Annotated in this window: 14 protein-coding genes; all 14 read right to left on the bottom strand. The window is 71.4% G+C overall.

Annotation, left to right across the window (positions count from 1 at the left end; all coding sequences use genetic code 11):
- Positions 1-103: 103 nt before the first annotated feature.
- The gene (gene metK, locus P3X83_RS29825) at positions 104-1,297 is read right to left on the bottom strand and encodes a methionine adenosyltransferase (protein WP_277308596.1); all 1,194 of its coding nucleotides are present in this window, start codon (positions 1,295-1,297) and stop codon (positions 104-106) included.
- A gap of 229 nt (positions 1,298-1,526) precedes the next feature.
- A complete protein-coding gene (locus P3X83_RS29820) occupies positions 1,527-1,895 on the bottom strand; it encodes a hypothetical protein (protein WP_277308595.1) in 369 nt (122 codons plus the stop codon).
- Between the two features lie 200 nt (positions 1,896-2,095).
- A complete protein-coding gene (coaBC, locus tag P3X83_RS29815) occupies positions 2,096-3,295 on the bottom strand; it encodes a bifunctional phosphopantothenoylcysteine decarboxylase/phosphopantothenate--cysteine ligase CoaBC (RefSeq protein WP_277308594.1) in 1,200 nt (399 codons plus the stop codon).
- A gap of 10 nt (positions 3,296-3,305) precedes the next feature.
- Positions 3,306-3,569 carry a DNA-directed RNA polymerase subunit omega gene (gene rpoZ, locus P3X83_RS29810; RefSeq protein ID WP_277308593.1) on the bottom strand — a complete coding sequence of 88 codons (264 nt, stop codon included), beginning with the start codon at positions 3,567-3,569 and terminating at the stop codon, positions 3,306-3,308.
- 29 nt (positions 3,570-3,598) lie between these two features.
- A complete protein-coding gene (gene gmk / locus P3X83_RS29805; RefSeq protein WP_277308592.1) occupies positions 3,599-4,198 on the bottom strand; it encodes a guanylate kinase in 600 nt (199 codons plus the stop codon).
- Between the two features lie 126 nt (positions 4,199-4,324).
- Positions 4,325-4,648, bottom strand: a complete 324-nt coding sequence (gene mihF / locus P3X83_RS29800) for an integration host factor, actinobacterial type (RefSeq protein ID WP_277308591.1) — start codon at positions 4,646-4,648, stop codon at positions 4,325-4,327.
- 172 nt (positions 4,649-4,820) lie between these two features.
- On the bottom strand, positions 4,821-5,522 hold the full coding sequence (pyrF, locus tag P3X83_RS29795; protein ID WP_277308590.1) for an orotidine-5'-phosphate decarboxylase: 702 nt from the start codon (positions 5,520-5,522) through the stop codon (positions 4,821-4,823).
- Positions 5,519-6,550: a dihydroorotate dehydrogenase gene (locus P3X83_RS29790; protein WP_277308589.1), complete on the bottom strand. Its 1,032-nt coding sequence runs from the start codon at positions 6,548-6,550 to the stop codon at positions 5,519-5,521. The genes pyrF and P3X83_RS29790 overlap by 4 nt, the downstream gene beginning before the upstream one ends.
- On the bottom strand, positions 6,540-7,427 hold the full coding sequence (locus P3X83_RS29785; protein ID WP_277308588.1) for a dihydroorotate dehydrogenase electron transfer subunit: 888 nt from the start codon (positions 7,425-7,427) through the stop codon (positions 6,540-6,542). The genes P3X83_RS29790 and P3X83_RS29785 overlap by 11 nt, the downstream gene beginning before the upstream one ends.
- Positions 7,428-7,476: 49 nt before the next feature.
- Entirely contained in the window at positions 7,477-10,779 is a 3,303-nt protein-coding gene (carB, locus tag P3X83_RS29780) for a carbamoyl-phosphate synthase large subunit (RefSeq protein WP_277308587.1), read from the bottom strand.
- Positions 10,772-11,887: a glutamine-hydrolyzing carbamoyl-phosphate synthase small subunit gene (gene carA / locus P3X83_RS29775; protein WP_277308586.1), complete on the bottom strand. Its 1,116-nt coding sequence runs from the start codon at positions 11,885-11,887 to the stop codon at positions 10,772-10,774. Before carA ends, carB begins: the two co-directional genes overlap by 8 nt.
- Positions 11,887-13,185, bottom strand: coding sequence for a dihydroorotase (locus P3X83_RS29770; RefSeq protein WP_277308585.1), 1,299 nt, complete (start codon positions 13,183-13,185; stop codon positions 11,887-11,889). Before P3X83_RS29770 ends, carA begins: the two co-directional genes overlap by 1 nt.
- Positions 13,182-14,099 carry an aspartate carbamoyltransferase catalytic subunit gene (locus P3X83_RS29765; RefSeq protein WP_277308584.1) on the bottom strand — a complete coding sequence of 306 codons (918 nt, stop codon included), beginning with the start codon at positions 14,097-14,099 and terminating at the stop codon, positions 13,182-13,184. Before P3X83_RS29765 ends, P3X83_RS29770 begins: the two co-directional genes overlap by 4 nt.
- Positions 14,096-14,686 carry a bifunctional pyr operon transcriptional regulator/uracil phosphoribosyltransferase PyrR gene (pyrR, locus tag P3X83_RS29760; protein WP_277308583.1) on the bottom strand — a complete coding sequence of 197 codons (591 nt, stop codon included), beginning with the start codon at positions 14,684-14,686 and terminating at the stop codon, positions 14,096-14,098. Before pyrR ends, P3X83_RS29765 begins: the two co-directional genes overlap by 4 nt.
- Positions 14,687-14,701 lie beyond the last annotated feature (15 nt).

The following is a 14,701-nucleotide window of genomic DNA, read 5'->3' as shown; positions in this document are numbered from 1 at the left end:
TGGGCGCGAGATGTCCAGGCGTGCTCGCACTTCCGCCCCGCTCCTCTGGCCTGTGAGGAAGGCGGGGCGGAAGGGAGTAAGTCCGTGGCCGCGAAGGTGCGGCTCAGGCGCCCGCTGCCGCGCGCAGGGCGTCGGCGCGGTCGGTGCGCTCCCACGAGAAGTTGGGCTCCTCGCGGCCGAAGTGGCCATAGGCGGCGGTCTGGGAGTAGATGGGACGGAGCAGGTCGAGGTCGCGGATGATCGCGGCCGGGCGCAGGTCGAAGACCTCCAGCACGGCCTTCTGGATGCGGTCGACCGGGACGCTCTCGGTGCCGAACGTCTCGATGAACACGCCCACCGGCTGGGCCTTGCCGATGGCGTAGGCGACCTGCACCTCGGCGCGGTCGGCCAGCCCGGCGGCCACGACGTTCTTGGCCACCCAGCGCATCGCGTAGGCGGCGGAACGGTCGACCTTGGACGGGTCCTTGCCGGAGAACGCGCCGCCGCCGTGGCGGGACATGCCTCCGTAGGTGTCCACGATGATCTTGCGGCCGGTCAGCCCGGCGTCGCCCATCGGGCCGCCGATCTCGAAGCGGCCGGTGGGGTTGACCAGGAGCTTGTAGCCGTCGCTCGGCAGGTCGATCCCGGCGAGCACGGGGTCGACCACGTGCTCCTTGATGTCGGGGCCGAGCATCTCCTTGAGGTCGATCTCCGCCGCGTGCTGGGTGGACACCACCACGGTGTCGAGCCGCACGGGGACGACGCCGTCGTACTCGACGGTGACCTGGGTCTTGCCGTCGGGGCGCAGGTAGGGAACGGTGCCCGACTTGCGGACCTCGGACAGGCGGCGGGCCAGGCGGTGCGCGAGCATGATCGGCAACGGCATCAGCTCGGGGGTCTCGCGGCAGGCGAAGCCGAACATGAGGCCCTGGTCGCCCGCGCCCTGGCGGTCGATGTCGTCGAGGCCGAGGCCCTCGCGGTTCTCGTAGGCGTCGTCGACGCCCTGGGCGATGTCGGGCGACTGCGCGCCGATCGACACCGAAACGCCGCACGAGGCGCCGTCGAAGCCCTTGTGCGAGGCGTCGTAGCCGATCTCCAGGATCTTCTCGCGGATCAGGGCGGGGATGTCGACATAGGTTTCCGTCGTCACCTCGCCGGCGACGTGAACCTGGCCGGTGGTGATCATCGTCTCGACGGCGACGCGGCTGGTGGCGTCGTCCTTGAGCATGGCGTCGAGGATCGCGTCACTGATCTGGTCGGCGATCTTGTCCGGATGGCCCTCGGTGACCGACTCGGAGGTGAAGAGGCGACGGGACAACTGAGTGGCTCCTATGCAGCGGCTGCTGACGACTGGCGCGACATGCGGGGGCACACCGCGGATGCTTCGCCGCAGTCTAGCCCGACCCGAGGTCGCGCGGCGAAACCCGGATCAAACCCGGCGCGGCCGTATACGGTCACGTCGCGTGGGTGAGCACCCGGTCGCCTTCGATACTACGGCCTCAGGGGCGTCAAGCGGGCTCGCGAGATCATCGGCACTGATATGGGGCTCATAGGTCGGGTAATGGGTCGGCCGGGAGGCTCTCGGGGGCGAATACCTCGGCGTCGGCCGCGCACACCACGGGGATGTACTCCTCCTCGATCTCCAGCGCCATCCCGCCCAGATTGATCACGGGCCCGAGCGAGTGGTCCACCGGGCCCAGGCGGGTGCGGCGGGGATGCGCGGCGTAGACCGCGACGGGCTGCTCCCTGCTGAACATCCGGGTGGAGATCACCAGGACCGAGGTGTCGGTGACGGCCACCAGGAAGTGCGCCACGCCGGGCGAACCGGCCGACAGTGCGGGGAAGATGTAACGGATTGCCTCTCCCGGGCGCAGCAGCGCCCTGCAGCGCGCGCGAACCGTGCCGCTCACCGGCATCTTCAGCCTCCTCCACGCCCTCAAGGCGACCTCGGACGCCCATGACGGCCGTGCGCGCGGCCGTGCGACGGGCGGACCCCTGCGGCGAGTATCCGTCCGCTCCCCGCGCGCCGCAATGGCCGTGTCGACTTGTGTCGACTGTGTCGACTGTACGGCCCTCATATCGGGAACCAGGCGGGCGGCACGCACCGCGGGGCGTTTCAGGACAGGCGGGCGGAGACCAGGTCCCAGACGGTGCCGGCGAGCGCCTCCTTGGGGCCCCTGGGGATCTCCACCTGCTCGCCGTCGGCGGCCAGGACGACGGCCGCGTTGTCCGGGGTGCCGAACGCCAGACCGGCGCCGACCTGGTTGACCACCAGCAGGTCGCAGCCCTTGCGGGCCAGCTTGGCGCGGCCGTTGGCGAGCACGTCGTCGGTCTCGGCGGCGAAGCCGACGATGACCACGCCGGGCTTGAGCAGGCCGTCGCGCCGCCGCTCCCCCAGTTCCGCGAGGATGTCGGGGTTCTTCACCAGATGAATGGGATCGGGCTCGCGCGCGGTCTTTTTGATCTTGGAGTCGCCGGACACGGAGGGGCGGAAGTCGGCAACCGCCGCCGCCATGACCACCGCGTCGGCGGCGTCGGCCGCGGTGACCACGGCCTCCCGCAGCTCCCTGGCCGACTCGACGCGCACCACCTCGGCCCCTGCGGGGTCGGGCAGGGCGACGTTGGCGGCCACCAGGGTGACGCGCGCGCCCCTGGCCAGCGCCGTGCGGGCCAGGGCGTATCCCTGCAGGCCCGAGGAGCGGTTGCCGATGAAGCGGACCGGGTCGATCGCCTCGCGGGTACCGCCCGCCGACACGACGATGTGGCGGCCCGCCAGGTCGGTGGTACGGCCGGCCAGCACCCGCGCGCACAACTCGAAGATCTCGGTGGGCTCCGGAAGCCGGCCGCGGCCGCTGTCGGCGCCGGTCAGCCTGCCCACGGCGGGATCGATGACCAGCGACCCGCGCTCGCGCAGGGTCGCGACGTTGGCGCGGGTGGCCGGGTGCTCCCACATCTCGGTGTGCATGGCGGGCGCGAAGACGACCGGGCACCTGGCCGTGAGCAGCGTGTTGGTGAGCAGGTCGGAGGCGAGGCCGTGGGCGGCCTTGGCCAGCACGTCGGCGGTGGCCGGGGCGACGACCACGAGGTCGGCCTCCTGGCCGATGCGGACGTGCGGCACCTCGTGCACGCCGTCCCACACCTCGGCGGAGACGGGATTGCCCGACAGGGCCGCCCAGGTCGGCTCGCCGACGAAGCGCAGGGCCTCGCGAGTGGGCACCACCCGGACGGCATGGCCCGACTCGGTGAACAGGCGGAGCAGCTCACACGCCTTGTAGGCGGCGATGCCGCCGCTCACGCCCAGAACGACTTGGGACACCCGGGCGACTTCAGCCCTCGATCGGGTCGGACGTGAGCAGGTTCTCGCTGACCTCGCGCAGCGCGATGGACAGCGGCTTCTCCTGGGCGTGGGTCTCGACCAGGGGGCCCACGTACTCCAGCAGACCCTCGCCGAGCTGGGAGTAGTAGGCGTTGATCTGGCGCGCCCGCTTGGCGCCCATGATCACGAGGCTGTACTTGCTGTCGACCACGTCGAGAAGCTGGTCGATCGGCGGGTTGGTGATGCCTTCGGCAACCGGGGCAGTGCCTGCCACGTTGATGGACCTCTCGTCTGGGTGAGCTGCTACGCGCTCATCAAGGCTATCAGGCGGTGGCACACGTCCTGGACCGTCGTGTTGACGAGGGTCACGTCGAACTCCTTTTCGGCGGCCATCTCCACCCTGCCCGCCTCAAGGCGTCTCGCGATGACGTCTTCCGGCTCGGTGCCGCGCCCGCGAAGGCGCTTCTCCAGCTCCTGCCAGGTCGGTGGCGCCAGGAACACCAGCAGCGCCTCCGGCATGGACTCGCGGACCTGCCTGGCGCCCTGGAGGTCGATCTCCAGGACGGTGGGAACGCCCGCCTCCAGGCGGGAAATGACGGGACCGCGCGGCGTGCCGTACCGGTTGCCGGCGAACTCCGCCCATTCGAGCAGCTCGCCACCGGCGACCAGGCGGTCGAACTCGGCGTCGTCGGCGAAGAAGTACTCGACCCCGTGCGTCTCGCCCGGCCTGGGCTCGCGCGTCGTCACCGAGACCGACAGCCACACCTCGGGGTGCGCCCGCCGGAGCTCGGCGACGACCGTGGACTTGCCGACACCGGACGGCCCGGACAGGACCGTCAGGCGCCTTCCACGGCCCCGCGACGGAAGGCCCCCGGAAAGCCCGGGGTCTTCCCTGGAGGGCATGGAGCCACCTGCACGCGCCTCCGCGCCACCCGAATCGGCGGCGCGGTGGGCCCGGGCGTTTCCGGGCCAGGACGTACCGGTCACTCCATACCCCCCCGAAACTAATTCCTCAAGACTCTTCCGAGATCAGCTCTCGGAAGCGCCGAACTCGCGCTCCAGCGAAGCCCGCTGGTTCGCGCCGAGCCCCCGCACGCGGCGGGACTCGGCGATACCGAGCCGCTCCATGAGCTGCTTGGCACGGACCTTGCCCACACCAGGGAGCGACTCCAACAGCGCCGACACCTTCATCTTGCCGATGACGTCGTCGGTCTGACCATCCTTCAGCACCTCAGCCAGAGAAACCGCGCCGTGCTTGAGCCGGTTCTTGACCTCGGCACGCTCCTTGCGGGCCTTCGCAGCCTTCTCAAGGGCTGCGGCGCGCTGCTCGGGGGTCAGGGGAGGAAGAGCCACGCCGGGTCACCTCGAATTTCTGTCGATGTACTCGGACGGGAAGGGAAACTAGCTGGTCATTGACCTTCAAGCAACGTCAAGGGGCGTTTCGGTGCTCACAAAATCTCGTTCATGACTCTCCGTGACAGAGAAATAGCGCTTTGTCTATCAAAAGGCCCTCACCACCGCGATTTCAGGGGGTCGTGATCGTGCGCCTCAGCGCAGCCGCTATGGTTGCCGCAGCGGCACCGGGATCGGCGGATCCGGTGATGGGCCTTCCGATCACGAGAAGGTCCGCGCCGTCGGCGAGCGCCTGCTCGGGCGTCGCCACGCGCGCCTGGTCCTGAGTGTCGGCTCCGGCGGGCCGCACGCCCGGCGTGATCAGCGTGATGTCCGGCCCGACCTCGGCCCGGACGGCGGCGACCTCGCGCGGCGAGCAGACCAGAGCCCGTGCGCCCGCGCCGACCGCCAGCACCGAAAGCCGGCGCACCGCGTCGACCGGGGGCCCGTTCACCCCGACGCGTTCGAGATCGGCGTCGGACAGCGAGGTCAGCAGCGTCACGGCCGCGATCCGGGTGTTGGGCGCGGCCTCGCTCGCGGCGCGGATCATCGCCGGTCCGCCCGTGGCGTGGACGGTGAGGATCGTAGGACGCAGCCTGGCGACGGCCCTGGCCGCCCCCGCGACGGTGTTGGGGATGTCGTGGAGCTTCAGGTCCAGGAAGACGTTCACGCCGCTGGCGCCGCGCACGGAGGCGATCACGTCGGGGCCGTAGCGCAGGTAGAGTTCGAGGCCCACCTTGACCGTGGTCACGTGCGGGGTCACCAGGGCCGCCCAGCGGGCCGCGGTCTCCAGGTCGGGCGCGTCCAGGGCGACGGCGATGGGTGCGGACGTCAAAGCGAACTCTCCTCCATATCGGTTCCGCCGGTGCCGGGCGCGAAGCCGGGTGCGCCGGGTTCCGGCAGCACGTCCGGGCGCGGGCGCGCGCCGCCTCCCGGCGGGTGGTGATGGGCCAGGCCGACGGCGTCGGCCAGGCGCTGGAAGCCGCGTGCGGACAGCAGCTCCTCCAGCTCGCGCAGGATGCGCAGGCAGGCGTAGGGGTCGTGGAACAGGGCGGTGCCGACGCCGACCACGCAGGCGCCCGCGAGGATCAGCTCGAAGGCGTCTCTGCCGGTGAGCACGCCGCCGACGCCCAAGATCGGCACGCCGGGCAGCGCGGCGTAGACCTGCCACACGCAGCGCACCGCCAGCGGGCGCACGGCGGGCCCCGACAGGCCGCCGGTCACCGCGGCCAGCGAGGGGCGCAGCGTCTCGGTGTCGATGCTCATCGCGAGCGGGGTGTTGATCATGGACAGGGCGTCGGCCCCGCCGTCCACGCACGCGCGGGCGACGGCGACGATGTCGGCCACGTCCGGCGAGAGCTTGGCGATCACCGGTACGTCGTAGCGCATCAGGGCGCGGACCGAGGAGATCACCTCGGCCGCGGCGGCGGGGTCTCTGGAGAACACCTTGCCGCGGTCCTCGATGTTGGGGCAGGCGAGGTTGACCTCCACGCCGGTCACGCCCGGGGCGTCGGTGAGGCGCCGCGCGAGCGCGCCGTACTCGTTGACGGTCCCCCCGCCGATGGAGACCACCGTGCGCACGCCCCTGTGGGCCAGCCAGGGCAGTTCGCGGTCCAGGAAGGCATCGATGCCCGGGCCCTGCAGTCCGACGGCGTTGAGGAGCCCTGAGGGCGTCTCGGCCATGCGGGGCGTGGGGCGCCCGGCGCGGGGGGCCATCGTGATCGAGCGGGTCACCAGCGCGCCGATGCGGTTCAGGTCGAAGAACTGGGCGAGCTCCCGCCCGGAGGAGGCGCAGCCCGCCGCGGTGGTGATGGGATTGGCCAGCTCCACATGCGCCAGGTAAGTCCGCATATCAACTGACATTTCTGGGACTGCCACCTCCGCCAGGCCCCGTGGGCGACACCGGCGCCGACGGAGCGCCCGGCGCCCCCGCCGCGTCGAACGGGATCGTCCCGACGTCTTCGAAGCGCACCCTCTCACCCCTGAAGACCGGTCCGTCCGCGCACGCGCGGACCATCCGGGTGATCCCGTCGTCTCCGATGACCGGCAGCACGCAGGTCATGCACACGCCGAACCCGCACGCCATGGCCTCCTCCACGGACACCTGCACGGGTATGTCGAACTCGATCGCGACCGCGGTGACCCCGCGCAGCGTCTCCATCGGGCCGCACGCGTAGACGACGTCCGCCCGGGCGTCCGCGATGACACCGGGCAGCACATCGGTCACCCTGCCGCGCATGCCGAGCGAGCCGTCCTCGGTCGTGAGGGTGGTGGTCTCGCCCATCCGGCGGGCCCGCAGCGCGCCGAAGACGCGCTCGGCCGAGCCCGCGCCGATCACGAAGTCGACGCGGCACCGGCGCCGCTGCAACGCGTCGGCGAGCCCGAAGAGCGTCGCCGAGCCGTAGTCGTCGCCGACCAGCACGCACGTGACCGGGTCGCGCGGCAGCGGGAACGGACGGCCGAGCGGCCCGACCACGTCGATCGTGTCACGCGCCCGGCGCCGGGCCAGCCACGCGGTGCCGGGGCCGCGCACGGCGAAGACCAGCTCCACCGTGCCCCCGTAGTCGGGTTTGACGTCGTGGACCGAGAAGGCACGCCGGGTGAGCATGGCGGAGTGGGGACCGCCCACGGCCACGGCCACGAAGTGGCCGGGCCGCAGGCTCTCGGCGATGCCCGGCGCCACCACCGTCAGGGCATGGTAGGCGTCGACCCGGCGCGTGGTCAGCACCGTGCCGGTCACCTGAACCGGGGTCGCAGCCGTCTCCCATCACCTCCGCGGCAGGGCGCGGTCAGCCTCGTAGCGCTCGCGCGTGCTCCTGCAGGGACCGTACGCCCACATCGCCCCTAACGACGGCTTGGACGCCCTGAACCGCCGCGGCGAGTCCCTGTACGGTCGTGATGCAGGGGATGCCGCGCAGCACCGCTGCGGTGCGGATCTCGTAGCCGTCCAGGCGCGGCCCCGACTGCCCGGGGCTCCCGAAGGGCGTGTTCACGATGAGATCCACCTGACCGTCCAGAACGAGCCCCACGATCGTCGGCTCGCCGTCCGGGCCCGTTCCCTCACTGTGCTTGCGCACGATCTTGGCATGGACGCCGTTGCGGCGCAGCACCTCCGCGGTGCCCTCGGTGGCGAGGATCTCGAAGCCGAGGTCGGCGAGCGCCTTGACCGGGAAGATCATCGCCCGCTTGTCGCGGTTGGCCACCGAGACGAACGCGCGGCCCTTGGTGGGCAGCGAGCCGTAGGCGGCGGCCTGCGACTTGGCGAAGGCCGTGCCGAAGACGGAGTCGATGCCCATCACCTCGCCCGTGGAGCGCATCTCCGGGCCCAGCACGATGTCGACGCCGTCGTTGACGCCGTGGATGAACCGGTTGAAGGGCAGCACCGCCTCCTTGACCGCCACCGGGGCGTCGAGCGGCAGCGTGCCGCCGTCGCCGGTGGCGGGCAGCATGCCCTCGGCGCGCAGCTCGGCGACGGTCGCGCCCATCATCACCCGGGCCGCAGCCTTGGCCAGCGGCACCGCCGTCGCCTTGGACACGAACGGCACCGTACGGCTGGCGCGCGGGTTCGCCTCCAGCACGTGCAGCACCCCCGAGGAGATCGCGTACTGCACGTTGAGCAGCCCGCGCACCCCCACTCCCCTGGCGATCGCCTCGGTGGCCTCGCGGATGCGCCGGATGTCGGCGGACCCCAGCGTGATCGGCGGCAGGGCGCACGCCGAGTCGCCGGAGTGGATGCCGGCCTCCTCGATGTGCTCCATGACGCCGCCGAGGTATAGGTCGTCGCCGTCGAACAGGGCGTCCACGTCGATCTCGATGGACTCGTCGAGGAACCTGTCGATCAGCACCGGGTGCTCGCCGACCGCCTTGGACATGTAGGCCGTCAGCGTCTCCTCGTCGTAGACGATGGCCATGCCCGCGCCGCCCAGCACGTAGGACGGCCTGACCAGCACCGGGTAGCCGATCTCCTCGGCGATCGCCCTGGCCTCGTCGGTGGTCAGCGCGGTGCCGTGCCTGGGCGCGGGCAGGTTCGCCTCGGCCAGCACCTGGCCGAACGCGCCGCGCTCCTCTGCCAGGTGGATCGACTCGGGGGTGGTGCCGACCACGGGCACCCCGGCGTCCTTGAGGGCCTGGGCCAGGCCGAGCGGGGTCTGCCCGCCGAGCTGCACGATGACGCCCGCCACGGGCCCGCTCTGCTGCTCGGCGTGGACGACCTCCAGGACGTCTTCGAGGGTCAGCGGCTCGAAGTAGAGGCGGTCGGAGGTGTCGTAGTCGGTGGAGACGGTCTCGGGGTTGCAGTTGACCATGACCGTCTCGAACCCGGTCCGCGACAGCTCGAAAGAGGCGTGGACGCAGGCATAGTCGAACTCGATGCCCTGGCCGATGCGGTTGGGCCCGCTGCCCAGGATGATGACCTTCGGGCGCTCGCCCGCGGGGACCTCGTCCTCCTCGTCGTAGGTCGAGTAGAGGTAGGGGGTGCGGGCGGCGAACTCGGCGGCGCAGGTGTCGACCGTGTTGTAGACCGGCCGCAGGCCGAGGGCGTGGCGCAGGTCTCGCACCCTGGCCTCGTCCATGCCACGGATCTCGGCGATCTGGGCGTCGCTGAAGCCGAGCCGCTTGGCGTCGAGGATCTCCGACGCGGTGAGGTCGGACGCCTCCCCGATGGCCACGGCGGTCTCATGGATCAGCAGGAGCTGGTCGAGGAACCACGGGTCGATGGCGGTCGCCTCGTGGATCTGGTCGAGGGTGGCCCCGGCGCGGATGGCGCGCATCACGGTGCCCAGCCGTCCGTCGTGCGGCGTGCTCGCGGCCTCCAGGAGCTCTGGGACGGCTCCGGGGTCGCCCGCCCAGGTGAACGGCGCCCCCTTCTTCTCCAGCGAGCGCAGCGCCTTCTGGAGGGCCTCGGGGAAGGATCTGCCGATCGCCATCGCCTCGCCGACGGACTTCATGTGCGTGGTGAGGGTGGCGTCGGCGCCGTCGAACTTCTCGAACGCGAAGCGCGGCACCTTCACCACCACGTAGTCGAGCGTGGGCTCGAAGGAGGCCGGGGTCTCCTTGGTGATGTCGTTGGGGATCTCGTCGAGGGTGTAGCCGAGCGCCAGCTTGGCGGCGATCTTGGCGATCGGGAAGCCGGTCGCCTTGGAGGCCAGCGCGCTGGAGCGGGACACCCTCGGGTTCATCTCGATCACGATCATGCGGCCGGTGCCCGGGTGGACGGCGAACTGGATGTTGCAGCCCCCGGTGTCGACGCCGACCTCGCGGATCACCGCGATGGCCACGTCGCGCATGTTCTGGTACTCGCGGTCGGTGAGGGTCATGGCGGGCGCGACGGTGATGCTGTCGCCGGTGTGCACGCCCATCGGGTCGAGGTTCTCGATGGAGCACACGATGACGACGTTGTCGTTGCGGTCGCGCATGACCTCCAGCTCGTACTCCTTCCAGCCGAGGATCGACTCCTCAAGGAGCACCTCGGTGGTCGGCGAGGCGTCGAGGCCCGCGCCCGCGATGCGGCGCAGCTCGGTCTCGTCGTGGGCGAACCCGGAGCCGGCGCCGCCCATGGTGAAGCTGGGCCGCACCACGACGGGGTAGCCCAGCTCGTCCGCGGCGGCCAGGCATTCCGCCATCGTGTGGCAGATCGCGCTGCGCGCCGACTCGGCGTTCAGCCCGTGCTCGGCGGCCACCTTGGCGACGATCTCCTTGAACCGCTCGCGGTTCTCCCCCGCCTGGATCGCGTCGACGTCGGCGCCGATCAGCTCGACGTCATAGCGCTCCAGCACCCCGGCCTCGTGCAGCGAGATCGCGGTGTTCAGCGCGGTCTGGCCGCCCAGCGTGGGCAGCAGGGCGTCGGGGCGCTCCTTGGCGATGATCTTCTCGACGATGTCGGGAGTGATCGGCTCGACGTAGGTGGCGTCGGCGAACTCGGGGTCCGTCATGATCGTCGCGGGGTTGCTGTTGACGAGGATCACGCGGAAGCCCTCGGCGCGCAGCACGCGGCACGCCTGGGTGCCTGAGTAGTCGAACTCGCAGGCCTGCCCGATCACGATCGGCCCGGAGCCGATGACCATGATCGATGAAATGTCCGTGCGCTTAGGCACCCTGCTTCGCCCCCATCATCTCGCAGAACTCGTCGAACAGGCCCGCCGCGTCGTGCGGCCCCGCCGCCGCCTCGGGGTGGTACTGGACGCTGAAGGCCGGGCGGTCGAGCAGGCGTAGCCCCTCGACGCAGTCGTCGTTGAGGTTGACGTGGCTGACCTCCGCCCTGCCGTACGGCGTGTCGAACGGGCCGTCCAGCGGGGCGCGTACGGCGAAGCCGTGGTTGTGCGCGGAGATGTCGACCTTGCCGGTCCGCCGGTCCTGGACGGGCTGGTTGACGCCGCGGTGGCCGTAGCGGAGCTTGTAGGTGCCCAGCCCGAGCGCGCGGCCGAAGAGCTGGTTGCCGAAGCAGATGCCGAAGAACGGCACGCCCGCGCCGAGTACCCCGCGCAGGGCCTCGACCTGGGCGTCGGCGGCGGCCGGGTCGCCGGGGCCGTTGGAGAAGAACACGCCGTCGGGCCGCCGGGCGAGGATCTCCTCGGCCGTGGTCGACGCCGGCAGCACATGCACCTCGCAGCCCCGCTCGGCCATCCGCTGCGGGGTCATCGCCTTGATGCCGAGATCGACGGCCGCGACGGTGAACCGCCGCTCCCCGACCGCCGGCACCACGTACGGCTCGCGCGTGGACACCTCGGCGGCGAGGTCGGCCCCCACCATTCCCGGCGACCGGCGCACCCGCTCGACCAGCTCGTCCACGGGCGCGTCGGCGTGCTCGCCGGAGAAGATCCCGGCCCGCATGGCCCCGCGCTCGCGCAGGTGGCGGGTGAGCGCCCGGGTGCCGGGCATCGCGATGCCGACGACCCCCTGCCCCGCCAGGTACTCGCCGAGGCCGCTCGTGGCCCGCCAGTTGGAGTGGACGCGGGCGGGCTCGCGCACGACGTATCCGGCGACCCAGACCCGGGAGGACTCGGGGTCCTCCTCGTTGACGCCGGTGTTGCCGATGTGCGGCGAGGTCATCGCCACGATCTGGCGGTGGTAGGACGGGTCGGTGAGGGTCTCCTGGTAGCCGGTCATGCCGGTGTTGAAGACCATCTCGCCGAACGTCTCCCCCCGCGCGCCGTACGGCGCGCCGCGGAAGACCCGCCCGTCTTCGAGAACGAGGATGGCCATCAGACCAGCTTCCCTTCCATGACGGTCGGCCTGCCCCGGAGCAGCGTGGCGACCACGCGGCCGGGCAGGGACATGCCTTCGTAGGGGGTGTTTCGGCTCTTCGACGCGAAGCCGTGCGGGTCCACGGCGGCGCGCGGTGCGGGGTCGTACAGGGTGATGTTGGCCGGTGAGCCCGCCTCCAGGGGCGTCCCGTGGCCGCTCAGCCGCCCGATGCGGGCGGGCCGCGCCGACATCCGGTCGGCGACCTGCGCCCAGTCGAGCAGCCCGGTCTCGATCATGGCCTCCTGGACCACCGGCAGCGCGGTCTCCAGGCCGATCATGCCCATGGCCGCCGCCGCCCACTCGGTCTCCTTGTCCTCGACCGGGTGCGGCGCGTGGTCGGTGGCCACGCAGTCGATGGTGCCGTCGGCGAGCGCGGCCCGCAGCGCGAGGACGTCGTCGCGGGTGCGCAGCGGCGGGTTGACCTTGTAGATCGGGTTGTAGGAGCCGAGCGGGGAGGTCTCCACCAGGTCGTCGGTGAGCAGCAGGTGGTGGGGGGTCACCTCGGCGGTGATGTTCCAGCCCTTGGACTTGGCCCAGCGGATGATCTCCACGGACCCGGCGGTGGAGACGTGGCAGACGTGCAGCCGGGAGCCGACGTGGGCGGCGAGCAGGCAGTCGCGGGCGATGATCGCCTCCTCGGCGACGGCGGGCCAGCCGCCCAGGCCGAGGCGTCCGGAGACGGCGCCCTCGTTCATCTGCGCGCCGGCGGTGAGGCGGGGCTCCTGGGCGTGCTGGGCGATCACGCCGTCGAACGCCTTGACGTATTCCAGCGCGCGGCGCATCAGCACCGCGTCGGAGACGCACTTGCCGTCGTCGGAGAAGACCCGGACGCCCGCGGCGGACTCGGCCATCGCGCCCAGCTCGGCCAGGCGCTCGCCGTCCAGGCCGACGGTCACCGCGCCCACGGGGCGCACGTCGCAGTATCCGGCCTCCTGGCCCAGCCGCCAGACCTGCTCCACGACCCCGGCGGTGTCGGCGACCGGCGAGGTGTTGGCCATCGCGTGGACGGCGGTGAAGCCGCCCAGCGCGGCCGAGCGGGTGCCGGAGGCGACGGTCTCGGCGTCTTCGCGGCCCGGCTCGCGCAGGTGGGTGTGCAGGTCGACCAGGCCGGGCAGCGCGATCAGGCCGTCGGCCTCGATCACGGTGATCTCCGGGCCGTCGGCCCGTGGAGCGCCCACCTCGGCGATCACGCCGTCGCGTACCAGGATGTCGGCGGGCTCGCCGCCCAGCACGCGAGCGTTCTTGATCAGGATCACTGGGTCTCTCCCCCGAGCAGCAGGTACAGGACGGCCATGCGGATGGTCACGCCGTTGGCGACCTGCTCGACGATCGTCGAGCGGGCGGAGTCGGCGACCTCGGCGGCGATCTCCATGCCCCGGTTCATCGGCCCCGGGTGCATCACGATCGCGTCTTCCGGCATCCGGGCCAGGCGGTCGCGGTCGAGGCCGTAGCGGCGGCTGTACTCGCGCGCGCTCGGGAAGAAGGCGTCGTTCATCCGCTCCTTCTGCACCCGCAGCATCATGACGGCGTCGGACTTCGGCAGCACCGAGTCGAGGTCGTAGGAGACCTCGCAGGGCCAGGACTCGACGGTGACCGGCAGCAGCGTCGGCGGGGCCACCAGCGTGACCTCCGCGCCGAGGGTGTGCAGCAGCAGCACGTTGGAGCGGGCGACCCGGCTGTGCAGCACGTCGCCGACGATGGCGATCCTGCGGCCGTCCAGGACGCCCAGCCTGCGGCGCATGGTGAAGGCGTCGAGCAGCGCCTGGGTGGGGTGCTCGTGGGTGCCGTCGCCCGCGTTGACGACGCTGCCGTCGACCCACGCGGCCAGGCGGTGCGGGGCGCCGGAGGCGCTGTGCCTGATGACCACCGCGTCGGCGCCCATGGCCTGGAGGGTCAGCGCGGTGTCCTTCAGGCTCTCGCCCTTGGACACGCTCGACCCCTTGGCCGAAAAGTTGATCACGTCGGCGGACAGCCGCTTGGCCGCCGCCTCGAACGAGATGCGGGTGCGGGTGGAGTCCTCGAAGAACAGGTTGACCACGGTGCGGCCGCGCAGCGTGGGCAGCTTCTTGATGGAGCGTTCCGAGACCCTGCTCAGCTCGTCGGCGGTGTCGAGGATGAGCAGGGCGTCGTCCCTGCCGAGGTCGGCGGCCGAGATCAGATGCCGGTTCACCGCTCGCTCCCATCGTCCTGGCGGGCCTGCCCGCCCTCTTCCGGCTTGATCAGCACGACGGCGTCACGCCCGTCGATCTCCTCCAGGTAGACCTTGACCTGCTCGCTCTTGGCGGTGGGCAGGTTCTTGCCGACGTAGTCGGCGCGGATCGGCAGCTCCCGGTGCCCCCGGTCGACCAGGGTGGCGAGCTGCACCGCGCGCGGGCGGCCGACGTCGCCGAGCGCGTCGAGTGCGGCGCGGACCGTGCGGCCGGAGAACAGCACGTCGTCCACCAGCACCACGGTCTTGTCGTCGATGCCGTCGGGCGGCAGTTCGGTGCGGCCGAGCGGGCGCGCGGGGCGCATCCGCAGGTCGTCGCGGTACATGGTGATGTCGATGTATCCAACGGGGACCTTGAGGCCCTCGAAGCGGGCGATGCGGTCGCCCAGACGGCGCGCGAGCGTGGCGCCCCTCGTGGGGATGCCGATCAGGACGACGCTTCCCGCTCCCTTCGTGCGCTCGATGATCTCGTGCGCGATGCGGGTCAGCGCCCGTTGGATGTCCGGCCCCTCAAGGACCGCCCTGGTGGTGTGCCAGGCTTCGGACATGCGAAAATCACCGCC

The organism is Spongiactinospora sp. TRM90649 (assembly GCF_029382225.1).
Classification (GTDB): domain Bacteria; phylum Actinomycetota; class Actinomycetes; order Streptosporangiales; family Streptosporangiaceae; genus Spongiactinospora.
The sequence above is the reverse complement of the archived record's forward strand: the minus strand, read 5'-3'. Positions and strand labels throughout refer to the sequence as shown.